This window comes from Bacillus sp. RC240, assembly GCF_044907945.1.
GTDB lineage: Bacteria > Bacillota > Bacilli > Bacillales > Bacillaceae_G > Bacillus_A > Bacillus_A mycoides.
This window is the reverse complement of record NZ_JBIYCT010000012.1, coordinates 96,199-120,161: the sequence shown is the minus strand read 5'-3', so window position 1 is coordinate 120,161 and position 23,963 is coordinate 96,199. Positions and strand designations below refer to the sequence as shown.

Sequence of the window (23,963 nt, the reverse complement as noted above, 5' to 3'; positions counted from 1 at the left end):
TGATGAGACCGGTAGTAGTAAAAGAAAAACAAGTAGATCAGTCACAAATACATGCTGTAGAAGATGAGGTTAGACAAGCGAAAACGATGGATCGTGATATCGTGACACATGCGATGAAACAATCCTTTGCGAAATTGAATCCGAAAGTAATGATAAAGAATCCGATTATGTTCGTTGTGGAAATTGGATTTATCATTACGTTAATTTTATCCTTTCTTCCAAGTAGTTCTAGTAGTGTACCAGGGTGGTTTAATATAACAGTTTCTCTCATTCTATTATTTACAGTTTTATTTGCTAACTTTGCAGAAGCTTTAGCTGAAGGGCGTGGTAAAGCGCAAGCTGATTCTTTAAAACAATCGAAGAAAGATGTGTTTGCAAATGTTGTAAAAGAAAATGGAGACATTGTTCAAGTTTCAGCAACTGAGCTGAGAAAAGGTGACGTTGTTATTGTAAAACAAGGGGAAATGATTCCGAATGATGGTGAAGTAATTAAAGGATTAGCGTCTGTAGATGAATCAGCAATTACAGGGGAATCAGCTCCTGTTATAAAAGAAGCAGGTGGCGATTTTTGTTCAGTAACAGGCGGAACGATGGTCGTAAGTGACGAGATTACGATTGTGATTACGAGTAATCCTGGTGAATCATTTATTGATAAAATGATTTCTTTAGTAGAAGGAGCTGCTCGTCAAAAAACGCCGAATGAGATTGCTTTAAATACAGTATTAACGAGCTTAACTCTTATTTTCTTAATCGTTGTTGTGACGTTGCCGATTTTTACAAATTATTTAGGGTTTCAAATTGATACAGCTGTACTTGTTGCATTGTTAGTTTGTCTAATTCCAACGACAATTGGTGGGTTATTATCGGCAATTGGTATTGCTGGGATGGACCGCGTAACAAAGTTCAATGTATTAGCAATGTCAGGGAAAGCAGTAGAAGCTGCGGGTGATATTAATACAATTATTTTAGATAAAACAGGTACGATCACTTTCGGGAACCGGATGGCACATACACTACTCCCTGTAGGAAATGAAACGATTGAGCAAGTAGGAAAATGGGCTGCGATTAGCTCAGTTTTAGACGAAACACCAGAAGGTCGATCAGTTATAGAATATGTACAAACGAAATCTATATCATATAATAAAGAACTTGCAGAACAAGGTGAATTTGTTCCGTTTAAAGCAGAAACGAGAATGAGTGGTGTTGATTTACAGGATGGAACGAAAGTAAGAAAAGGTGCTGTTGGTGCCGTTATTGAATGGGTTCAATCAAAAGGCGGAACGATTCCGAAAGATGTGAATCAAAAAGCAGATTTAATTTCAAAAGAGGGTGGAACACCACTTGTAGTTGCAGTGGATGATCGTATTTACGGTTTAATTTATTTAAAGGATACAGTAAAACCTGGTATGCGTGAGCGTTTTGAACAATTGCGCCAAATGGGAATTAAAACGGTTATGTGTACAGGGGATAACCCATTAACAGCAGCAACAATTGCAAAAGAAGCAGGGGTAGATGAATTCGTTGCCGAGTGTAAACCAGAAGATAAAATTGCAGTTATTAAAGCAGAGCAAGATAAAGGTAAACTTGTAGCGATGACAGGTGATGGTACAAATGATGCCCCGGCATTAGCGCAAGCTGACGTTGGGTTAGCGATGAATAGTGGTACGACAGCTGCGAAAGAAGCAGCAAATATGATCGATTTAGATTCGAATCCAACTAAAATTATTGAGGTTGTAGGAATCGGTAAGCAATTGTTAATGACACGAGGTGCGTTAACGACGTTTAGTATTGCGAATGATATTGCAAAATATTTTGCAATCATTCCAGCAATGTTTACACTTGCGATTCCGCAAATGGAAGCATTAAACATTATGAAATTAACATCACCGCTTTCAGCAATCTTATCAGCATTAATATTTAATGCGGTTATTATTCCGTTACTTATTCCGCTAGCGATGAAAGGTATCGCATATAAACCAATGAGTTCTAATGCATTGCTTAGCAGAAACTTACTCATTTACGGGCTTGGCGGAGTGATCGTTCCATTCATTGGAATTAAAGTAATTGATATGATTGTCGGCTTGTTCATATAAGGAAGAGGGGAAAAAAGATGGCGGAAAAACAAAGTATACTTTCACCAATTATTCGTATTACTTTTACGTTCTTAGTCTTGTGCGGCCTTGTATACCCGCTTATTGTAACTGGTATTGCGCAAGCGGTAATGAAGGATAATGCGGATGGAAGTCTTATATATAATGATAAGGATGAAGTAGTTGGTTCAAAATTAATCGGTCAAAATTTCACAGATCCACGTTATTTTCATGGACGTGTTTCTAGTATAGAATATAAAGCAGAAGCATCTGGTTCAAATAACTATGCGCCGTCTGATCCAGATTTAGCAAAACGAGTTGAGAAAAGTATTGAAGACTGGAAGAAACAAAACCGGGCCGTTCCAGTTACAGAAGTACCGATAGATTTAGTGACGAATTCGGGTTCAGGGCTTGATCCTGACATTAGTCCAAAAGCGGCTTCTGTGCAGGTAGATCGCATCTCGAAATTAACGAATATTCCGAAAGAAAAGCTGAATCAACTGATTAAGGATCAAACGGAAGGTGCTGCACTCGGCTTGTTTGGAGAAGATCGCGTGAACGTCTTAAAGTTAAATTTAGAATTACAGAAATTAATGAAATAGTAACAGTGCTACCTCAATCTAACGGATTGAGGTAGTGTTGTTTCGAAAGAAAGGTTGTGAGTGTTTTGTATGCGGATGACTATAAACCGACGTTTCAAAGGCGAACACCAGAAGAGTATTTAGAATACATTAGTCAACAAAATCGAGGGAAGTTAAAGCTATATGTAGGAGCGGCTCCAGGAGTAGGGAAAAGTTATAAAATGCTATTTGATGCAAGAGAGATGAAAAAAGACGGTATTGACATTGTAGTTGGTTTAATTGAAACACACGGTAGAAAAGAGACGGAAGAAGCAATTGCTGATTTAGAAAAAGTTCCTTTAAAAGAAATAGATTATAAAGGGAAAGTATTTTATGAGCTTGATGTGGAAGGAATTATAAAGCGGGCACCACAAATTGTTGTTGTGGATGAACTTGCGCATAGTAATATTCCCGGGTCGAAAAATAAGAAACGTTACATGGATGTGCAGGAATTGTTAGATGCCGGTATATCTGTATTATCAGCATTTAATATTCAACATTTAGAAAGTGTTCATGACATTGTAGCTCAAATTACGAATGTAAAAGTAAGAGAGCGTATTCCAGATTTTATTTTGCAAAAAGCAAATGAAATTCAACTTGTTGATGCAACACCTGAGGTACTCCGGAAGAGATTAATCGATGGAAAGATATATAAGGAAGAAAAAATTCAACAAAGCTTACAAAACTTCTTTACGCTTAATAATTTAGGGGCACTAAGGGAATTGTCGCTTCGTGAAGTTGCAGATGATATGGATGAGAAAATTAGCCAAACAGTTATAGAACCAATTGGTGTGAAAGAAAAAATTCTCGTTTGTGTACAATACAGTTCAACAGCAGAGAAATTAATACGGAGAGGTTGGCGCATGGCTGATCGGCTAAATGCTGAATTGTATGTGTTAAACGTTGAAAGAGAAAATATAGATTCTATTTCAGCTGGCAAAAAGCAAACGATTGAAGAATGGAAATCGCTAACGAATCAATTTGATGCGAGCTTTGTATTAGAAGAAGCAAAGGGAAGAAAGCCCGCTGATGTTATTATTGAAGTTGCAAAAAGACTACAGGTGACACAAGTTTTACTCGGGCAATCGGCGAGAACACGGTGGGAAGAAATACGAAAAGGTTCTATTGTAAATGAAATTATGAGACAAACGAAGTATATTGATATTCATATCGTTGCTGATCAAAGAGCTTAAAATAGAGACCGGATTGTTGAGGAGTCTCTATTTTTCTTTTTTTCAAGCCTTTTGAATATAATTTCTAAAAGAACTCATATATAATAGAAAAAGATACTTAACATAGTGAATAATTAAAGAGTCGATATATATAAAGAGGAGAGAATAACATGCTTGAAAATACGGGGTTAGTATTAGAAGGCGGCGGTATGCGTGGTGTATATACGGGCGGGATATTAGAATATTTTATGGAACAAGATTTATATTTTCCATATGTAATTGGTGTATCAGCTGGTGCTTGTCATGCAGCGTCGTATCTTTCCAGACAAAGAAATAGAAATAAAACAGTAAATATTGATTATGCATCACATCCGCAGTATTTATCGTATAAAAACTTGTGGAAAAAACGTCAGCTATTTGATATGGAATTCATTTTTCATGAAATTCCAGAAAAGCATGTACCGTTTGATTTTGAAACATACTTTAATAGTCCAGAGCGTTTCCTTGTAGGAACAACTGATTGTGAAACAGGACAGTCTGTTTATTTTGAAAAAGAGGGAACGAATGATGATGCACTAAATTTATTGCAAGCATCTAGTTCATTACCTTTCATTGCACCGGCAGTAAACTACCGAGGTAAGCAATTGTTAGATGGCGGGATTTCAGATCCGATTCCAGTTCGTAAAGCACAGGAAGATGGATTTAAAAAATCAGTCGTTATTTTGACGAGAAATCATGGTTACGCGAAGAAAAAATCAAAATTTGGTTGGATTGCAGCAAAGGCTTATAAGAAGTATCCAAACCTTGTAAATACGATGCTGAATCGTTATGAAGTGTATAATGAAACACTTCACTACATTGAAAAAGAAGAGCAAGCTGGTAATTTATTTGTTATTCGCCCAGAAGTGCCGCTTCAAGTAGATCGTATGGAAAAGGATACGGCTAAATTACAAAGTTTATATGAGCAAGGCTATGAAGATGCAAAGAGACAATTTGCAGATTTACAGGCGTTTTTGCAAAAATAATAATTAGGCTGTGGAAAAGGAGTTCTCTGCAGCCTTTTTTATTATTGGTTTCAATACCGAATGTTGGTTATATACATTTTGGGATTATGGTATAATATGGATAAAAGTATGTAGAGAGGTGATACATATGGAAAATGTATATAAAGGGCTTAGACATACTGGATTTACAATGTTGCTTATTTTTGGTGGCGTATTTCTACTGCGCTGGTTCATTCATGATGAAATGTTATTAGATCAGCTTATTGGTTTTAGTATAGGAATGGTAATGGTTATTTCATCAGTGTTCATTCAAAAGTATAGTAAAGAATTGCAGGTAAATGAGAAATATTAAAGGTTTCTAACCTCTTTTAAGTAGTTTGGTCGTAGAGGAGGCTTTCATATGACTTTTTTATTTGCGGTATATTTTGTTTTTATTATGACATTGTTAATTACATTTCTTCTTTCTAAAAGATCATTTGAGAAGCCTTTTATTAAATATATACCAGCGTTCATATTGTTTATTTTGGCTTTCATTTCTTCTATTATTTTTATATTTAATAACGGAATGGGAGAGCTTATGATAGCAATCTTCTTAGGTGTTACAGCAATAGCGAACGGTCTTTTGCTTTTTGCGTTGAAAGTAGTTCGTGTGATTGTTGCAAAAGGAAAGTAGCGCATCGGAATTCGATGCGCTACTTTTTTATTTACGCTTCTTTTTAATAAATGAAAAGGCTAAAGCTGCAATTAAAATACTGCCTTTAATGATATCTTGCGCATAATAAGGAACGTTCATCATTGTAAGGCCGTTTAATATGATTCCAATTAATACGGAACCAAGAAATGTTCCGATGACATTTGGTTTCTTAGCACCGAACATTGCATAACCGATATAGGCAGCTGCAACTGCATCCATTAATAATGGGGCGCCAGCTGAAACTTGTCCTGTTCCAACGCGGCTACATAAAATAATACCGCCAATAGAGGCAAGTAAACCGCTAATCATATAAGCATATACACGGTAACGATCAGTAGGAATACCAGCTAGTCTAGCAGCTTCTCGATTCCCACCTGTCATATAAAAGAAACGACCGTACGTTGTTTTTTCTAAAAATACATATGCAATTAAAACGACGATAAGCATGATAATGACAGGGACTGGAATTCCTAACACAGAACCTTGACCGATAAATAAAAAGGATGGAATAAAATGTCCTTTGGCACCAGACATTCCTTCATAAATAGAAGATCCTTTTGAAAATGTTAAGTGTAGTCCATTCACGATATACATGATACTTAATGTAGCTAGTAAATCTGGTAGTTTAATTCGGATAACGAGTAGTGCATTTAATAATCCAACTAATAGTCCACAAAGAATAGGAATAAGGAGTGTGACTATTAGTTCTTGTCGATATAAAACGAGACAAGAAGCCGCGGTAATTGTGGCTAAACTAGCGGTAGAGCCGACTGATAAATCAAATCCATCTACAATTAATGTAAAGGTAACGCCAATTGCGAGTAACGTTACAATAGAAATAGAACGTAAAATATCACTAATATTGTTGTAGGTTAAAAAAGAATCGTTGGCGATAGAGAAAAAAATTGTAACACCTATAATGATAGCAATCGTGCTAAATTGATAAAAAAGATGGGTAGGTAAATATAGTTTCTTAGTTTTTGTTTTATGAACGAGATTCAATGGAATAACTCCCTTCAGATAAATGTAAAAGCTGTTCAGGAGATAGGTCATTCGGCAAGTACTCACCTACAAATTCGCCGTTTGCTAGTATGAGAATACGATCGGCGATATGTAGTGCTTCATCTTGTTCTCCTGTGAAGTAAATTACGGAATTTCCGTTTTCAGTAATGTTACGAATGAATTGAAAAATGTCTTGTTTTGCAGCTATGTCTACACCTTTAGTTGGCTCGTCCAAAAGAAATAGATTCGGTTTGAATCCATGCCACTTTGCAATGGAGACTTTTTGCTGGTTTCCACCGCTAAGTGAATGAATAAATGCTTTTGGGTCATTGGGTAAAATGCTGAAAGAAGAAATTGCTGTAGTAGCATTATTTACTTCGGTTTGCTTTCGTCTCCAACCTGATTGGTGTAAATTAGTGTGGCTTATAATATCTTCCGAAAGAAATACGCCTTGTTTTCTTCTTTCCTCTGGTACAAGTGCGATCTTTGCTTTAATCGCATCTCGCGGTGTTTTAATTGTTATTGTTTGACCATCTATTTCTGCGTGATAAGTATGACGAGTACCAAATAACGTTTCAGCAAGTGTTGTTTTGCCACTGCCAATTAATCCGTATATCACAACAGTTTCACCTTTCCGTACGGTGAGAGAAAGAGGAGAATGGTCTTTGTGTAATGGAAGTTCTTGTACTTTAAATAATTCTTCGTTCCCTCGTTTTGGTGCTGTATTAATAGGAAGTGTAAGTTGTTTTCCAGTCATCGCTTCCACAATTTGTTGATCTGTAACCTTTGTAATCGCTTCAGAAATTGCAACTTTACCGTTATGTAATACGGTTACATCATCCGCAAAATTTCGAATCTCTGATAAACGATGAGAAATTAAGATGATGCCAATTCCTTTCAATGTTAAATCTTTTAATAGTTGCCCGAAGGTTTCAACTTCTTTCGGTCCAAGAGAAGAAGTAGGCTCATCTAATAAAAGATAATTTGTATTGTTGGATAAAGCTCTTGCGATAAGAAGTAATTGTTTTTCATGTAATGAGCAGTTTGAAACATCTTCCGAAACATTTAAATCAGCCTGTACAGTTTGCAAATGTTGTTTAGCGAGTGAGACTAATTTTGACTTTGAAAATAGTACTTTATTTTGCATTGCTAAATGATCGATTAGTACATTTTCTAATACAGATAATCCAGGAATAAGTCCGTGATCCACTTCTTGTGTTACGAAAGAAATACCATGCTTTTTTGCATCGCGTGGTGAAGTAAAGGAAATAGACTGATTATCAATTTTTATATTCCCAGCAACTGGTTGAATTTCACCAGTTGCTATTTTTAGTAAAGTACTTTTTCCTGCACCATTCATTCCTAGTAAAGCGTGAACTTTTCCTTTTTGTATGTTAATAGAAACATTTTCTAGTACAGGGGTAGAGATGTGATAAGAATGTGTAATGTTTTGAAGAGAGAATGTCATCATTTTTTCTCCTTCTCTAATTTTTTCATCCAAGGTGAATATGCATCTTTCGAGTCTCCCCAACCGTTTATATGTTTTGATAATTGATCCATCGTTATATTTTCTTGTGGCAAACTATTTTTCTTTACTAAATAAGGTTCTAGTGAATAAATATCTGGCGTTTGTTCACCAGCGATTTTCTTGTATAAGAAACGCACTTGAACTTTACCGACTTCAGCTGGATCGGTTGCAGCCGTAGCAGTCCAAGGTGAATTTTCTTTTTGCATGAGTTGTAAGTCTTCATTACTTAAGTCAATGCTGTATACTTTTATATCTGTACGACCAGCTTGTTCGAGTGCTTTGACGGCCCCCTTAGCAAACTCATCCCACGAAGCGAAAATAGCTTGTAAATAACCTTTTTTCGGATATTTTTTTAGTAAAGCCTCTACTTGTGTTTGCGTATCAAGTGGTGTGTTATTACTAGCGGTACCAAAGCGTGCAACTTCTTTTATATTTGGATAACGTTTATAAAAAGCATCAATGATAACATTGCGACGTTCCATTGGAGCAAATCCGCCAACCCATACGACGGCGATATTCCCTTGTCCATTCAGATCTTCCGCTAACGTTTTTAATGATTTCCATGCAAGAGTATAGTCATCTTGATCAATAATCGTTACGCCTGGTAAGCGTAGGTCGTTATCAAATGCAACTACAGGAATATTCGCTTGTAATGCTTTTTCTACTCCGGGTTTTAGTGCTTCAGAGCGACCGTGATCAATTAAAATACCATCAACTTTTGAATTAATAGCAGTATCTAGATTTGCTGCCATTTTTGCTAAATCATTATCAGAATTGTAGACTTGCACACTGCCGCCGAATAGCTCGACTTGTTTTTTGACACCCTCAATATATTGAGAGGAAAAAGTTCCGATGGACATTTGCATAATTAATGCGATTTTTAATGGGTTTTTTACTTGGCTTGGAATTTCTGCTTGTAAATGATTTGCTGCTGTAGTAGCTTCTTTCTTCACCGTTTGTTGCTTTTGTGAAGAGATAGCATCTTGTTCATTTGTGCAAGCTGTTAATGCGAGTAAGAGAATAATGAGTACGGTGGAACATAATTTTTTCATAAAAAAATCCCTCCTAAATTAAGAAAAGAGAGGAGGGAGTGAAAATAAAAACGTCTTTTCATATAGAAAAGACGTCTTATCATATTACTCTTATCTTTCAACACAATGTGTTGTAAGAATTAGCACCGTGCCCATAAATGGGTCGGTTGCCGGGCTTCGTAGGGCTCATCCCTCCACCTGCTCTTGATAAGACATCGAATATTTAACTATTTCGAATTATTCCATAAGTGTATGCTGTTGTCAAATGTTTTTTTGTAAATAAAAAATCCCTCACAACGAGGGATTTTAATGTGGTAAGAAAACTAATTGATAAGCGAACAAGATCCCGAATAAATACACAAGTGGGTGAACAGCACGGAATTGTCCTTTTGCCACTTTCATAAGTGGGTATGAAATAAATCCAAGTGCAATACCTGTTGAGATACTTGATGTAAGTGGCATGCTTAAGATTACTAAAAATGCTGGGAATGCTTCATCGAATGTATCCCAATCGATGTGGCGAACTGAGCCCATCATAAGACTACCAACGATAATTAGTGATGGTGCTGTAATAGCTGAAACGCCAGAAACAGCGCTCACTAACGGTCCGAAGAATGCTGCTAATGCAAATAGAACAGCTACTGTAACAGTTGTTAAACCAGTACGACCACCAGCTGCAACACCAGCAGATGATTCAATGTAAGCTGTTGATGGTGTTGTTCCGAACATAGCTCCAATTGTTGCTGAGAATGAGTCAGATAGAAGAGCTCGTCCTGCTTTTGGAAGCTTTCCATCTTTCATAAATCCACCTTGTTGTGCAACGCCAAGTAGTGTACCTGTTGTATCGAATAGTGTAACAAGGAAGAATGAGAACACAACGCCGTATAATCCGTAGTTAATTACATCAGATACAGCAGTAATTGGATTTGAAACGATAATTCCTTCTGGTAATCCAGGCATTGATGTAACGCCGCTTGAGAATGTTAATTGACCTGTGAAGTAAGCGATAATACCAGTTAATAACATTCCGATAAATAGTGCCCCGTTTATATTTAAAGACATAAGGATAATTGTAATTCCAAGGCCAGCTAATGCTAGTAGAACTGGAGCAGAGTGAAGATCGCCAAGCCCAACTAAGTTTGCATCATTTTTTGTAACAATTCCCGTTAAGCGCAAACCGATAAAAGCAATAAAAAGACCGATACCAGCAGTAAGTGCATGTTTTAAGTTCTCAGGAATTACTTCCATTAATTTCGTACGGAAAGATGTGAATGATAACAAAATTAAAATCATACCTGCTACGAATACAGCAGAGAATGCAATTGCGAAAGTCATGCCTTCATGGGCTTTTACAACAGAATAAGAGAAGTAAGCATTTAATCCCATACCTGGTGCAATTGCGATTGGTAAATTAGTAAAGATCGCCATAAATAATGTTCCGACAACAGCAGCGATAATTGTAGCTGTAAATGCTTGTTCAAACGGAACACCTGCATCCCCAAGGATGACAGGGTTTACGACAATGATATATGCCATTGTTAAAAAGGTAATAATACCTGCCATAATTTCAGTTTTAATAGAAGTTTTATGTTTTGAAAGGTTAAACATATAAACATCCTTTCTTTTTACGAATAATTTTCACAACAGTTATATATAATATTCGTTTTTTAACTATTTTGCAATAGTTTTGCATAAAAACTTTAGAACAACTCATATTTTATGTCGTAAATTCGAATATTAATCGTAAAACTGTGTGTGAATTGCGGTTCTTTAATGTGTAAGTAGTTTTTTTTATTGTGCGCATTATAAGGGGAAAGGAGTTGAAGGAAGTTATGCCGCAGCAAAAAAACTTTTTAACAATGCCAGCACAACATCAAAATAAACAACCTGGTATTGAATCGTTAATGAATCCTCTTCCAAAGTTTGAAGATCCAAGTTATAAAGGAAGTGAAAAGTTAAAAGGAAAGAATGTATTAATTACAGGAGGAGATAGCGGGATTGGAAGAGCTGTTTCTATCGCTTTTGCAAAAGAGGGAGCAAATATTGCGATTGCTTATTTAGATGAGGACGAAGATGCAACTGAGACGAAACAACTTGTGGAAAAAGAAGGCGTGAATTGTGTATTATTGCCGGGAGATTTGAGTAATGAACAACATTGTAAAGAGATTGTAGAAGAGACCGCCCAGCAGCTAGGGGGGCTAAATGTTCTTGTGAATAACGTCGCACAGCAATATCCGCAGCAAGGACTAGAGTATATTACAGCGGAACAGCTAGAAAAAACGTTCCGTATTAATATTTTTTCTTATTTTCATGTTACAAAAGCAGCACTCTCTCATTTAAAGCAAGGGGATGTAATTATAAACACGGCATCTATCGTTGCGTATGAAGGAAATGAAACGTTGATCGACTATTCTGCAACGAAAGGAGCAATTGTCGCTTTTACAAGATCGTTATCTCAGTCGTTAGTACAAAAAGGAATTCGTGTAAATGGTGTTGCACCAGGCCCAATTTGGACACCGCTTATTCCATCCAGTTTTGATGAGAAAAAAGTATCACAGTTTGGGAGCAATGTTCCTATGCAAAGGCCTGGTCAGCCGTATGAATTAGCGCCTGCATATGTATATTTAGCGTCTAGTGATTCGGCATATGTAACGGGACAGATGATGCATGTAAATGGTGGAGTAATTGTGAATGGATAGTTTTCATTTATAAGAGCAAAGTAAAGCTAATTGCATTTATCCCGCATTAACGGGCAGTAAAATTCCACCTCAAAATTCAGGTGGAGCACAGAAGTTAGGTGGGAGATTAACTGCCCGTAAATGCCCGATTGGTGAAGGCTAATAATCAGTGGGGATGGACAAAACCCCCACTGATTAAAGTTTCACTTTATCCCGCTATTTGCGGGCAGTAAGATTCCTACCTCAAAATTCGGCGAATGCAAGGAAGTTAGGTGGGAGATACCTGCCCGTAAATGCCCGATTGGTGAAGGCTAATATTCAGTAGGGGATGGACAAACCCTCCCACCGAGTAAAGTTTCACTTTATTATGATGTTAGTGCTAGGGAGGATTTAGATGAAGAAAGTATGGTTTATCGTAATCCTATTTTTCTGCCTGCCAGCTAGCGTTTTTGCTAATACAGATCATTTAATATTAGTTAACCTTACGACGAATCAGCTGTCTTTTTTTGAAGAGGGAAACTATACTAGAACATTTCCGATAACGACAGGAAGAGATAGCACCCCGACGCCTGAAGGGAATTTTTGTATTATAACTAAATATAAAAATAAAGAATACCATCGTAAAAAAATAGCTGGAGGTGCTCCGAATAACCCTCTCGGTACGAGGTGGCTAGGTCTAGATAAAAAGGAATATGCAATTCACGGGACAAATCGGGAAGGAACAATTGGAAGCAGGGAGTCGAATGGTTGTATTCGCATGCACGATCGGGACATACAATGGTTATACGACCGGGTACAATTACAGACGAAAGTAATTATTTCTCGTTTTCATACGAGTCCCGAATATGAAGCATATAAGCTAGGTTATCGTGTTGTGAGCTGGAATGGTCGTAAAGTAGAAGAAGAACAAATTGGAATGCTTACGTTAGTAGATCGTGTAAATATATATTGGCAAGAACCAAATGGACAATTGACGAAAGTAAAAACAGTATTGCCAAATGAAAGATACACAGTGTATTCCAAACGAAAAGATGGAACCTATTATATAGGAAACAATTTGTATGTTGTAGATGAAACAGGAGAAAAAATTCGTTATGAACAATTACCTTATTCGATTTTAAGTAACCTATATAAACGGAAATATAATGTCCCGTAATAGCTACCGTAAATAGACGGTAGCTTATTTGTGATGAATTTTAGTTGTTTTTATTGATTTCATACCAATCGCGCGCCTGTAAATAGTGAGATGAAAAAATTGAAACAGCAACTATTATGTTTTGCTGAATATAATACAGTACAGACTGGGGGGCGGTCACATTATGAAAAGTGAATTTGCATTTAAAATTTTCTTAATCACGACTTGTTTATTTATCGTGTATTTATATGCGTTACTCGTCTTTTCCTTTTATGTTCCATATATTGATTTAATATTGTTCGTCGGATTTATTTGGGCATTTGTTAAAGCGAGGGAAGGGGAGAAGAGTGTATATCGACGCATTACTTTATGCGGGACGGTCCTTCTCGTTATTTTGTACTTTTTTATGATGCATGATGTTTGGAGAGGAATGTAAAAAAGCATACGACTAATCGTATGCTTTTACGTTTAATATTTCGGTTTAAATGTATGACAACACGTTTCTACACTCGTTGTTACAGAACTTTCAAGCGTCTCGTTTGTTAAAGTAGCGTTTGTATATGAACTGTTTTCAATTTGACCTGCTTCTTGTGCATCAGGTTGAACAACGATTGCACTTGCTTGACAAAGGTTACCTTGTCCCCAAAATGAGCAATTGGAAACAGAGCATTTCACTTCTGGCATAAAACCCCCTCCTTATACATTAGTGTGGGAGTTTACACGCATTTCATGTATAGAAGGAGTTTCCTTTTCTTATTATTTTTTCGTTTGCTCAAGCCACTCTTTTAATTTGTCTTCCGGTTGTTCGCCGCTAATACGGCTCACTTCTTTACCATCTTTAAAATGAATGATTGTTGGAGTTCCTTTAATTTTATATTCATCCCAAGGAGCATCTAATTTTTCAATATCCATAACTTTCATATCAACATTCAAGTCTTTAGCCATTGGTACTACGATAGGAGATAGCTTTTGACAATGAACGCAAGATGTTTGATAAAAGTATACTGTTTCTTCTTTTTTCTCTTTTAAATTCTTTTGGAGATCTGAAAGAGAGATTTTATTTGTATAGTAGTCAGGGCCATTTGTCTTACTATCAGTAGCATTATCAATTTTTTGGCTTGTTGAAGCATTTTTTTCTTCCATTTGTGTTACAGCGAAAATTGCTGCAAACAAGGCGATAATAATACCGCCAAATATAAGCATTTTTTTCATTCTTTCATCTCCTTATTTGTTTTTAATTACGATGAAGCTACAAACAGCGATTGTGATAAAGCCGATAAGTGCTAAAAACGGGATTGTCACAAAGCCGAACCAGTTTATGTATTCTCCCGTACAAGGTACGCGGCCGCAAGCTGCCCCAGCAGCTGAAAATGCTGCGATTTTTTGAATTGCATAGTGATATAAAGAAATACAAGCACCAATACTTGCGATTGGTAAAGAATAACTTGCAATGCGATAGTCTTTCTTTACTACAGCGATACCGAGCCATAAAACAAATGGATACATAAAAATACGTTGATACCAACAAAGGACACAAGGCTCAAATTTCATAATTTCGGAAAAGTATAGACTTCCTAATGTAGCAATAAACGAAGCTCCCCATGCAGCAAATAAAGCATACTCTTGCTTTTTTTCTCGTCCCATATTTTATACCTCACTTATAATAGTTACATACTAAATTATAGTATGAAGTGGTAGGGAAAAGAAAGAAAAAATATGTTTATCAATAAAAGTTTTATAAGGAGAAACTTTTATTGATATAAACATTTTAAAAAAGCGCTATTCTCATAAAGAGAATAGCGCTATATTTTACATTTGAATTTGCTCTACTTCTTCTACATGTGACTTTTGGGATGCGTGGTCAATATATTGAAATAGGAGCTGCAATTGTTTATCAACTTCTGGTAGTTCTTTACTGTATTGATAAGCGTGTAAAAAATGCTCAATACGCTTAGAAAATAATTGATCGTTCGTTTGAACCATGAGAACGAGTAATTTATCCCAATTACAGCAATACGTGTAATAGAGAGCTTTATCATAGTCGTTATATGTTTGCACTGTGTACCCTCCTTACCGAGGAGTTATATATAGTGTGTGACAAGTAAGGAGAAATACACTTGAAAGAATTTGTTAAGAAAAAAGGTGAATGAAAAGAGAAAAACGAGGGATTTCCTCGTTTTTATGCTTTTGGCATTGGCGTAGGTGTTGGCTTGCCATACCCTTCTTTGTATTTATTGTCGATATAGTTACGAATTTCGAGCGTTGATTTTCCTTTTTGTTTCATAGAAGCCGATTCAACCGCGATTTCTAGACAGTTGACACAAGTTGTTGCGTGGGAATCCCAAACAACTTCACCATTCTTTTTAATTTCACGAATAAAGCAGTTTTTATTGTTTTTATGTCCTACACTCTCACCGCAACCGCAGTAACATGGAATCCAATCTAATAGCTCTGCATTTTGTCCAGCGACAGTGTAGATATCTTTCATTTGCGGATCAAGCTTGTCTAGGAAGGTAGGGAGTGTGTCGACTCCTTTTGTCTTTTCTTGAATATCAGCTTGCTGAGTATGTGATGCGTGGTCATGCTCTTCTTTTGATTCAGAAGATTTTTTGTCATTTGTACTAGTACTCCCGCATCCAACAAGAATTAGGCTCAGTACTGCAAGTAAAGAAAATACATACTTTTTCATTCGCTTGTCCCCTTTACAAATGTATTAATCAAATTGTATCAAATATCATGGTGTGTCGGGTGAAGATTTTTTCGACTGATTTTTGAATCGCCATCGTAGTGAATGGAATAGAAATAAAATTGGGATATAAGCGTATACAATATATAAACCAGCTTGAGACAGTACTGTATTTAATGTATTGATACTTTCACGGTTTGTGAAAAATAAGGATGAAATAAATATAGCTGCAATAAAAAATGGAAGTGTAATTTTAAATGGTACGTGAAAAGACCTTTTACTAATGCAACAAGAAGACCAAATTGTTAAACAAAGATTAGGTAAAATAATAAGATACCACATGAAAATAATGATGTACTCAAACCTTTGGATAAAAGGAATCTTTATGATTTTTAGCATTGTTAATGTTGGCCAAATTGTATGATGTAGTTGTCCTTGGCTATAGTACATAAGGGAAACAATGGCTAGTATTACGTATAGAATTGTTGTAAAAGCAATACCACCGTGCGCCCATTTATTTAATGATTTTTCTTTTTTTATAAATGGATAAAAAACAAGAATTGCTTCAAATCCAAGAAATTCTAATGCAGATGATTTCGCTGCAGTTAGAATTTCTAAAGGTGAATGAGTTAGAATTGGGAGAATGTTACGGACATGCGCGTATTTCATTGGGAAAACTAAGAAAAATAGGACGAAAATCGGTATTACGACGCCCCAAAAACATATTCCTGTTACAGAGCGAAAACCACCTTTAATTACGTAGTAAGTCACAAGTAAAAATAATAAAGTTAATTTCCACGGTTTAATTGTAGGGAAGACCCAAACTTGAATGACTTCAATATATGTACGAAGGACAGTAAGGCAAAATAATAGAAGGTATGCAGCAAAGCATACGGACAAAAATGTTCCAATCCACTTTCCGAAACATGTCGTATGAATATTCATTAAATCATTATCTTTTTCTAACATTTTAAGCATGCAAAATAGCACGATATGAGTTGCAATGCCCGCAACAATAAGAGAAATCCAAGAATCATAACCGGCATATTGCGCAATAATCCTTTGGTATCCTAACACACCTACTCCAATTTGAAGGGAGTGTAATAGAAGAAATGTGAAATAAGGGGAAACAGTATGTGTTTTATCTTGTCCAGCCATTACAGCACCTCACTATTCTCCGATACCAGATTGCACGACATTGATTTGCACATGAACAGCAACGTCTACATTAGGGTACATTTCTTGAATTTGTTTTATAGTCCATTTTCTTGAATGACTACGAATTTCTTCTTGTATACCTATCGGATCGATTTCTTTTTCTTGGAATTGTTTTATTAATTCGTTTAAATGCTTCTCAAGCGTTTTTTCTACATGTTTTTTTACGTAAGTTATATTTTCGTGCTTTGCTAAATCGAGCCAGTCGGGAGCATTTTTTATAAGTCCGTTTAACTTTAAGTGGATGTTAACTTTCGGAATGTCACCGTTTTGGGAAAGAGAACAAAAACTTTTCCCGGATAAGTTTTGAGTAGCGATCAATCCTTTATGCTTACCTTGACGTATCGGAACTTCGTAACGACCATTTTTAGTTGGATTAATGAGTAGTTTTAATAAAAAAGATCCTTTTTTATCTGTGTACATAACCACTTTATCCTTTTTTAAAAAAGCAATTCCTTTAATGGAAGCAGACTTGTCTTCATCAACTTTAATATAAGGAAGAAATGGATCGCATCCAGATGAATAAAAGTTATATAAAAAAATATTTAAAGCTGTCCGAGGGATTGTCTCGGTTTCTATATTTTGCTCCAGTAAATCAGATAGATATAGCGATCCATTCGTTTTGACATGTTTAAGTAATTCTTCTGTTGAACCATCTACAAGCGCTAGTTGCACATCTCGGCCAATATTAGGATCACGTTGTAAGTTGTTAATAACATCCCCAATTCCACGTTCACCAAATGATTTTCCAAATAGGACAACACGCATTTGACCTACAGCGATCGTATGTGGTGATTTGGCGTTTAGAAGTGAAGAAATTGTTTCAATTGTATCTGCGGTAGTTGACTGAGTTTCTGGTTTTGATTGAACGCCTTTTGTGTAATCGGGATATAAGATTGTCCCGCGAAATTTTTTATCTTTCGTTATATCAAATCCACCTATATGAATCATTCGCTGTGTGTCTACTATATTCGGTTGTGTACAGCCGGATTGGAAAATTAAAATGATAATGGAAAAGCATAATAAAGTATTTTTCATTTCTCTTCACCATCATGTTTTTCTTTCGCTTTGTTTGGATCATAGCGCCATTTTTTTTTTGGTCTTAGAAAAGAGGCACGTCCTGCAGTTTGACTAAATGGCAAGCGAAAGAGACCTTCTGCCGTTCCTAAACCGCGAAATGGATATAGAGGTAATAGATAAGGTGATCCAAGTGATTTTAAGCGAATTAAATGAGCTAATATGAGTACGAATCCTACAATGAGACCTAAGCCCCCAAATGCACCAGCTAAAAGAATAAGTGGAAATCGTAGTATCCGGATAGTAGAAGACATTTTTACAGTTGGTGTTGTAAAAGAAGCGAGTGCTGATAAAGCAACTGCAATTAATAAAATGGTACTCGTTAAAGCAGCCTGAACAGATGCTTGGCCAATTACAATCCCGCCAACGATGCCGATTGTTTGTCCAACTTTTGTAGGTAATCGTGCTCCAGCTTCACGGAGCAATTCGATTGTGATTTCTAAAAAAAGTGCTTCTAAAATGGGCGGAAAGGGTACATTAGCTCTTGAAAAAATAATCGGACCTAGTAAATCCGCAGGAATCATTTGATAGTGATACGTTAATACAGCTGTATAAATAGCTGATGAAAATAGCGAGAATGCTGCTCCGAAAAAGCGAACCATTCGAAGAAATGAGCCTGCTATCCATGGTAAATAATAATCTTCTGGAGAGACGAAGAAATCGAGTAATGTCGCTGGTCCAGCTAATGCGTAAGGTGAACCGTCTGTTAAAATGACGACTCCTCCATTCAATAATGCATAAACGGAGCGATCTAAACGCTCTGTAGGGAGTAAAACAGGGAAGGGAGAGTTGCTGTTATCACTAATAAACTGTTCAATCATAGTTGCATCGAAAGGAACATCAAAGTCAATGTCTTGTAGGCGCTGCATCGCAGTATTAACGTGCTGCTCATTCGTAATATCTTCGATGTAAGCAACTACGACTTTTGTTTTTGATATAGAACCAACTATAACTTCTTTGAAAACTAATTGTTCTGTGACGATATTTCGCCGAAGTAAGTGTATATTTGTATCGATATTCTCAACAAATCCGACTTTTGGACCGATGACACTATATTCATTTTCAGTATCGTTATATAGCCGTGTACCTAAAACGGAACTTTCAGCACGAATAAGTGCATATTCTGCGATTTGAGAATCATTTTTTAGTTGTATAAGTACATACCCACTTAATAATTTTTCACGAATGTCATCAATAGTAGGGCCAGTGATAATCTCCTCAAGTGTGACGATATTTGCTATATCACTTATATTTTCAATGTGATCTAATTCTCTTTTAATAGGTGTTAAAATGAATCGATTAATGAGGAGTGATTCAGCTGTAGATTTATAATAAAACAAACACAATGTTCCATCGTCTACTACGTTATAAGACACGAAATCACTGGATTCTTTCATAGTGTGGATAAACTCCGGAATAGAACAGAGTGCTTTTTTCTTCTTTTTAGATGATACACGGAACATTTCCTCACCCCTTACACACATCATTTACTTGTGTTAGTTTTTGGGAAAGAAGGGAATTTATACTTGAAAATTGAAAGTTCATAAAGTGAAGGCTAATAATCTGGATTTTACGGGCAGCACGACTCCCACAAATAGCGGGATAAAGAAAAGGAAGAGTATTGAATATCTCTTCCTTTTTGACAGGCTAATTTGTTTTCTTTTCTTTAATAGACTTCACTAATTTAATCATTTCTGCCCGTATATCTTCTTTTTTAACATTTAATTTTTCCGCAATTTGTTTAATATCCATCCCATCTTTTTTCATTTTTAGTACATCGTCAAGAGGGGTATTACTTTTTTGAGAGATGATTGTTAACACGGTAAGTTGGCGTAAGCCGATGTTATATTCTTTCATTTTTTGTTTCAGTCCATCTGGTGTGGACTTTTGCATATTTGCTAATTTTTGCAGTAGTGCTTTTTTCGTTTCTTTATTCATATGATGCTTTTTCAATTTACTTGGGTCTACACCGAAATGCTCGGCTGTTTTCTCCCAAGATTTATTTTGCTTATAGTAAGCTAAAACGTCCTTAATTTCTTTTTTACTTATTCTTGCAATGTGGGCAGCTTTCCAAATTTCATGTTTATTATAGCCGAGTTTTTCGAGCGACTGCATTTCTTCTTCTGAAATAGGCTTATGATGGTGCATTGTTACTTCTTTTGGCGTGGCAGCGGAAGCAGGAAAGACAGATATCCCGCACAATAATGCTGCCATAGTCATACTTACTGCGATTTTCTTGTACATATAAACTCCTCCTAGATGGGTAATGTGGAAAACTTACACATATCATTTCCATAAAATGTGAAAAACTTGTGAACAAGTTAAGTTTTTTTATTCACAGTATAAAAAGAAGTTTTTCATGGTTTTCCAACATAAAACATTGATTAATAGTGAAAAACTAGGTTATAATCGAAATTGAAAATCAATATCAATGACGGATTTATACATATAGATAAAAATAAGGGAGAGAAAAATATGACTACATATACTTCCATCGCAAACGTTATTAAAGAAAGACGTTCTGTTCGTACATTTACAGATAAAGCAGTAGAAAAAGAGCTATTAATTGAACTATTAAACGACGCAACATGGGCACCGAATCATAAACACCGTGAACCATGGAATTGTAAATTATACATTGGAGAAGGCCGTCAGAAATTAGTGGACGCAGTACTAAACTCTTTCACAGAAGAAGAAAGAGCGAAACGCGGCAAGATTTTATCTGATCGTTTCTTAAGCACACCTGCACAAATCGTTGTTTACATTAATGAAGATCCGCGTCAAATTCAACGTGACGAAGATTACGCTGCAACATGTGCATTTATGCAAAACTTCCAATTACTTGCTTGGGAACGCGGCTTAGGGTGCGTTTGGAAATCAGGTGGATTAAACTACAATCCACTATTTATAGAAGGAATCGGTTTAACACGAGGCCAGCGCATCATTGGAATTCTTCATATCGGCTATTTCGATAAAGCACCAGAAGGAAAAGCTCGTACACCGATTACGGAGAAGATGGAGATCATTGAAGGTTAATTAGAAAGAGGCATTCTCGTTTTTTTAGAGGGTGTCTTTTTATTATGCAATCAATCCTCATGAAAGCTTGTTCCTCATCATACACTTTCTTAAGGGAAAGTGTAAGGAGGGAAAATAATGAGAGCAAGTGATGATAAAGCACTACAATATGCGATTGCTGAAATTACGGAAATTGCGACTGGATTTGGTCTTGATTTTTATCCGATGCGCTATGAAGTATGTCCAGCGGAAATTATCTATACATTTGGTGCATATGGGATGCCGACGAGGTTTTCGCATTGGAGTTTTGGAAAGCAATTTTTCAGAATGAAATTACAATACGATTTAGGACTTAGTAAAATTTATGAACTCGTTATTAACTCTAATCCATGTTACGCCTTTTTATTAGATACGAATTCTTTAATTCAAAATAAATTAATCGTGGCGCACGTTTTAGCACATTGTGATTTCTTCAAAAATAATATTCGTTTTTCTAATACGAAACGCGATATGGTGGAGAGTATGGCAGCGACAGCAGATCGTGTGAAGGCGTATGAACATAAGTATGGAAGAGAAGAGGTAGAAACATTTTTAGATGCCGTACTTGCCATTCAAGAACATATTGATCCATCGCTTATGCGTCCGAAACTTGCATGGAGTATTGAAGATTTAGAAGAGGATGTAGAAAAGAAAAAGATATCACAGTACGATGATTTATGGAATTTAGATGATCGAAACAAAAAGAGAGAACGACCTAATATGCATAAAAAGAAGAAAATCCCACCGCAGCCAGAAAAAGATTTACTCCTCTTTATTGAAGAATATAGCCGTGAGCTAGAAGAGTGGCAGCGCGACATATTAACGATGATGCGTGAAGAAATGTTATACTTCTGGCCACAGCTTGAAACGAAGATTATGAATGAAGGTTGGGCTTCCTTCTGGCATCAACGCATACTTCGTGAAATGGACTTAACATCTGGTGAAGCAATTGAATTTGCGAAATTAAATGCAGGTGTCGTACAGCCATCAAAAACAAGTATTAATCCATACTACCTCGGTATTAAAATGTTTGAAGATATTGAAGAGCGCTATAACAACCCGACAGAAGAAATGAAACGACGCGGTGTGAAACCTGGTTCTGGTCGTGACAAAATCTTTGAAGTACGGGAAATTGAATGGGATGTATCGTTCCTAAGAAACTATTTAAATAAAAAACTTGTAATGAGAGAAGATATGTACTTATTCCAGCGCCAAGGAAAAGAATATAAAGTAATTGATAAAGAATGGGAGCATGTACGCGATCAACTCGTAAATATGCGCACAAATGGAGGTTTCCCGTACTTAGTAGTAGAAGATGGAGACTACTTAAAGAATGGGGAATTGTACATTAAACATAGCTATGAAGGAATTGAGTTAGATTTAAAATACTTAGAAAAAGTATTACCGTATCTTCATCAGCTATGGGGAAGAACAGTGCATATGGAGTCGATGGTGGAGAGTAAGGGCGTTGTGTTTTCTTATGATGGGAAGATGGTGCATCGGAAGTATGTGTGATGAAAAGAACGGACATAGAATTTCTTGTCCGTTCTTTTTATTTTGAAAATGGTAAATATGCTATTCTTGAAGAAAGGGAGTTACATATAGAAATGGAGCGATTCAAGTGAGCAAAGTAGGGGTATGTCAGGTGGATATTACGCCGCCTTTAGGTATTGATTTTATTGGATACCATAGAGATACAGGAATTAATAATATTGAAGAGCACATTTACGGGACAATCTTTGTATTTGAAAAAGATGAAGTGAAGACTGTATTTATAAGTATTGATAACATTGGAATGTTAGTAGAAGATACGAATATTATTCGTGAACGAGTAGCTAGTGAGCTTCATGTACCATTTGAGCAAATAACTGTCGTTTATACACATACTCATTCTGGTCCGGAAACAGTCGGTGATCATCCTTTAATAAAGTCGTATAAAACGATTTTACTAAATAATGTAGTGCAGGGTGCTATTACTGCGAATAATAATATGCGGTCATGTGAAGTTGGGTGGGATGTTACGACAGGTGATATTGGAGTAAACCGAAGAGAGAGGACACCTGATGGAAAAGCAAAGATGGGCATAAATATAGAGGGTATTGTAGATAAAAGAATTGGTGTTTTAGCAATGAGAAATGCTGAGTCAAAGGAGTTAGCTGGGGTCATTGTATTTTGTACTGCTCATCCGAATGTTTTAAAAGGGGATAGCGATGTATTATCAGCAGATTATCCTGGAATGACGCGAGAGATTCTGGAGAAAATAGTAAACTGTCCTGTTATTATTGTTCAAGGTGCCACTGGAAATGTGAATGCGAAGTATCGTGGTTCACAGGAAGCATTAAAACAAATGGCTTACGTACTCAGTGGACATGTGTTAACGATATTACCAACAGTTACATATAGACCAATTGTAAAGCTAAGAACTATTTCGAGTACGATGCAAATGAAGTTAAAGGATATTCCAGAAATTGAAGAGATAAAAAGAATGGCCCAATTAGCTGAGAAGCAGTGGGGTGTGAATACTGACGAATGGCTTGCTATTGTTTTAGATAAGCATAGGAAAAACATTAGGCACTTAAGTATCGATTTAGAAATTCAATTGTTTCAAATTAATGATGGTATATTCTCTGGAATACCGATGGAACCTTTTTCAGAAACTGTTTTAGAAATGAAAGAGAGTCTTCAAAATGAACTAGCTTTCTTTGGTGGCTATACGAATGGATATATTGGTTACTTACCGACAAAAGAGGAGTATGCATATGGTGGGTATGAAGTGGAATTAAATCCTGTTGTGTATGGGCCGGTTACAAATTTGTTGATGCCGCCAGAGGAGAATACGGCAGAGCTGATCGTGCAGAGAGTTACGGAATTATATAATGTATAAAATATGGGTATCCCATATATTTAAAACAAAATTTAGAGGAATCAATGATTTTAATAAAGCTGTAAAAAACGAATCCACTTTGAAAAAGAATAA

25 protein-coding genes and 1 riboswitch are annotated in these 23,963 nt (G+C 36.2%); of the genes, 12 read left to right on the top strand and 13 right to left on the bottom strand.

Translation table 11 applies throughout. The annotated features are described in order from the left end of the window. Window positions 1-2 precede the first annotated feature (2 nt). The 6 genes from kdpB to ABH955_RS25835 all read left to right on the top strand — a co-directional run bounded on the left by kdpB (window position 3) and on the right by ABH955_RS25835 (window position 5,559). A complete protein-coding gene (kdpB, locus tag ABH955_RS25860; RefSeq protein ID WP_404455402.1) occupies window positions 3-2,093 on the top strand; it encodes a potassium-transporting ATPase subunit KdpB in 2,091 nt (696 codons plus the stop codon). 17 nt (window positions 2,094-2,110) lie between these two features. Next, the gene (kdpC, locus tag ABH955_RS25855) at window positions 2,111-2,692 is read left to right on the top strand and encodes a K(+)-transporting ATPase subunit C (protein ID WP_219300001.1); all 582 of its coding nucleotides are present in this window, start codon (window positions 2,111-2,113) and stop codon (window positions 2,690-2,692) included. Between the two features lie 56 nt (window positions 2,693-2,748). Then, window positions 2,749-3,903 (top strand): KdpD-like non-kinase potassium sensor, encoded by a 1,155-nt coding sequence (gene kdpDN, locus ABH955_RS25850; protein WP_404491824.1) that lies wholly within the window; start codon window positions 2,749-2,751, stop codon window positions 3,901-3,903. A 149-nt stretch (window positions 3,904-4,052) separates the two neighbouring features. Then, window positions 4,053-4,907, top strand: coding sequence for a patatin-like phospholipase family protein (locus tag ABH955_RS25845; protein ID WP_002140445.1), 855 nt, complete (start codon window positions 4,053-4,055; stop codon window positions 4,905-4,907). 127 nt (window positions 4,908-5,034) lie between these two features. Continuing rightward, window positions 5,035-5,238: a hypothetical protein gene (locus ABH955_RS25840; RefSeq protein WP_000432819.1), complete on the top strand. Its 204-nt coding sequence runs from the start codon at window positions 5,035-5,037 to the stop codon at window positions 5,236-5,238. A 48-nt stretch (window positions 5,239-5,286) separates the two neighbouring features. After that, on the top strand, window positions 5,287-5,559 hold the full coding sequence (locus tag ABH955_RS25835; RefSeq protein WP_000143386.1) for a hypothetical protein: 273 nt from the start codon (window positions 5,287-5,289) through the stop codon (window positions 5,557-5,559). Window positions 5,560-5,586: 27 nt separating this feature from the next. On the opposite strand, the gene ABH955_RS25830 is transcribed toward ABH955_RS25835, so the two are convergent. The 4 genes from ABH955_RS25830 to ABH955_RS25815 all read right to left on the bottom strand — a co-directional run bounded on the left by ABH955_RS25830 (window position 5,587) and on the right by ABH955_RS25815 (window position 10,749). Continuing rightward, window positions 5,587-6,582 carry an ABC transporter permease gene (locus tag ABH955_RS25830; protein WP_113936759.1) on the bottom strand — a complete coding sequence of 332 codons (996 nt, stop codon included), beginning with the start codon at window positions 6,580-6,582 and terminating at the stop codon, window positions 5,587-5,589. After that, window positions 6,566-8,053 (bottom strand): sugar ABC transporter ATP-binding protein, encoded by a 1,488-nt coding sequence (locus ABH955_RS25825; protein ID WP_404491823.1) that lies wholly within the window; start codon window positions 8,051-8,053, stop codon window positions 6,566-6,568. The genes ABH955_RS25830 and ABH955_RS25825 overlap by 17 nt, the downstream gene beginning before the upstream one ends. After that, on the bottom strand, window positions 8,050-9,162 hold the full coding sequence (locus tag ABH955_RS25820; protein ID WP_404491822.1) for a sugar ABC transporter substrate-binding protein: 1,113 nt from the start codon (window positions 9,160-9,162) through the stop codon (window positions 8,050-8,052). The genes ABH955_RS25825 and ABH955_RS25820 overlap by 4 nt, the downstream gene beginning before the upstream one ends. Before the next feature lie 87 nt (window positions 9,163-9,249). Then, a riboswitch (SAM riboswitch) is annotated at window positions 9,250-9,355 on the bottom strand. Between the two features lie 92 nt (window positions 9,356-9,447). Beyond that, on the bottom strand, window positions 9,448-10,749 hold the full coding sequence (locus ABH955_RS25815; RefSeq protein ID WP_002029878.1) for an NCS2 family permease: 1,302 nt from the start codon (window positions 10,747-10,749) through the stop codon (window positions 9,448-9,450). A gap of 224 nt (window positions 10,750-10,973) precedes the next feature. On the opposite strand from ABH955_RS25815, the gene ABH955_RS25810 reads away from it, so the two are divergent. The 3 genes from ABH955_RS25810 (at window position 10,974) to ABH955_RS25800 (ending at window position 13,390) form a co-directional block, all read left to right on the top strand. Then, the gene (locus tag ABH955_RS25810; protein WP_404446433.1) at window positions 10,974-11,840 is read left to right on the top strand and encodes an SDR family oxidoreductase; all 867 of its coding nucleotides are present in this window, start codon (window positions 10,974-10,976) and stop codon (window positions 11,838-11,840) included. A gap of 373 nt (window positions 11,841-12,213) precedes the next feature. Continuing rightward, the gene (locus tag ABH955_RS25805) at window positions 12,214-12,975 is read left to right on the top strand and encodes a L,D-transpeptidase (RefSeq protein WP_404446043.1); all 762 of its coding nucleotides are present in this window, start codon (window positions 12,214-12,216) and stop codon (window positions 12,973-12,975) included. Window positions 12,976-13,138: 163 nt separating this feature from the next. Continuing rightward, window positions 13,139-13,390, top strand: coding sequence for a hypothetical protein (locus ABH955_RS25800; RefSeq protein ID WP_002029881.1), 252 nt, complete (start codon window positions 13,139-13,141; stop codon window positions 13,388-13,390). 32 nt (window positions 13,391-13,422) lie between these two features. Here the strand turns inward: ABH955_RS25800 and ABH955_RS25795 are convergent, their stop codons facing one another. From ABH955_RS25795 to ABH955_RS25755, 9 genes are all read right to left on the bottom strand, one after another. Beyond that, window positions 13,423-13,638 (bottom strand): DUF1540 domain-containing protein, encoded by a 216-nt coding sequence (locus tag ABH955_RS25795; protein WP_002029883.1) that lies wholly within the window; start codon window positions 13,636-13,638, stop codon window positions 13,423-13,425. A gap of 72 nt (window positions 13,639-13,710) precedes the next feature. Then, window positions 13,711-14,166 carry a thioredoxin family protein gene (locus tag ABH955_RS25790; RefSeq protein WP_016093295.1) on the bottom strand — a complete coding sequence of 152 codons (456 nt, stop codon included), beginning with the start codon at window positions 14,164-14,166 and terminating at the stop codon, window positions 13,711-13,713. A gap of 12 nt (window positions 14,167-14,178) precedes the next feature. Further along, on the bottom strand, window positions 14,179-14,598 hold the full coding sequence (locus ABH955_RS25785; RefSeq protein ID WP_002125372.1) for a disulfide formation protein C: 420 nt from the start codon (window positions 14,596-14,598) through the stop codon (window positions 14,179-14,181). Window positions 14,599-14,763: 165 nt separating this feature from the next. Next, window positions 14,764-15,012: a YhdB family protein gene (locus ABH955_RS25780; RefSeq protein WP_001195459.1), complete on the bottom strand. Its 249-nt coding sequence runs from the start codon at window positions 15,010-15,012 to the stop codon at window positions 14,764-14,766. Between the two features lie 121 nt (window positions 15,013-15,133). Then, entirely contained in the window at window positions 15,134-15,643 is a 510-nt protein-coding gene (locus tag ABH955_RS25775) for a PCYCGC domain-containing protein (RefSeq protein WP_002125374.1), read from the bottom strand. 45 nt (window positions 15,644-15,688) lie between these two features. Beyond that, window positions 15,689-16,798, bottom strand: a complete 1,110-nt coding sequence (locus ABH955_RS25770) for a GerAB/ArcD/ProY family transporter (protein ID WP_002029888.1) — start codon at window positions 16,796-16,798, stop codon at window positions 15,689-15,691. 12 nt (window positions 16,799-16,810) lie between these two features. Next, window positions 16,811-17,893: a spore germination protein GerYC gene (gene gerYC / locus ABH955_RS25765; RefSeq protein WP_002140451.1), complete on the bottom strand. Its 1,083-nt coding sequence runs from the start codon at window positions 17,891-17,893 to the stop codon at window positions 16,811-16,813. Next, complete coding sequence (locus ABH955_RS25760) at window positions 17,890-19,395, bottom strand: spore germination protein (RefSeq protein ID WP_002188379.1); 1,506 nt, start codon at window positions 19,393-19,395, stop codon at window positions 17,890-17,892. Before ABH955_RS25760 ends, gerYC begins: the two co-directional genes overlap by 4 nt. A 184-nt stretch (window positions 19,396-19,579) precedes the next feature. Then, entirely contained in the window at window positions 19,580-20,176 is a 597-nt protein-coding gene (locus tag ABH955_RS25755) for a hypothetical protein (protein WP_002087481.1), read from the bottom strand. Window positions 20,177-20,407: 231 nt separating this feature from the next. On the opposite strand from ABH955_RS25755, the gene ABH955_RS25750 reads away from it, so the two are divergent. The 3 genes from ABH955_RS25750 (at window position 20,408) to ABH955_RS25740 (ending at window position 23,870) form a co-directional block, all read left to right on the top strand. Continuing rightward, window positions 20,408-20,968: a nitroreductase family protein gene (locus ABH955_RS25750; RefSeq protein WP_002087479.1), complete on the top strand. Its 561-nt coding sequence runs from the start codon at window positions 20,408-20,410 to the stop codon at window positions 20,966-20,968. A 117-nt stretch (window positions 20,969-21,085) separates the two neighbouring features. After that, window positions 21,086-22,501 carry a stage V sporulation protein SpoVR gene (spoVR, locus tag ABH955_RS25745; protein ID WP_012260354.1) on the top strand — a complete coding sequence of 472 codons (1,416 nt, stop codon included), beginning with the start codon at window positions 21,086-21,088 and terminating at the stop codon, window positions 22,499-22,501. Between the two features lie 106 nt (window positions 22,502-22,607). Then, window positions 22,608-23,870 (top strand): neutral/alkaline non-lysosomal ceramidase N-terminal domain-containing protein, encoded by a 1,263-nt coding sequence (locus ABH955_RS25740; RefSeq protein ID WP_404446061.1) that lies wholly within the window; start codon window positions 22,608-22,610, stop codon window positions 23,868-23,870. The last annotated feature ends 93 nt before the right edge of the window (window positions 23,871-23,963 follow it).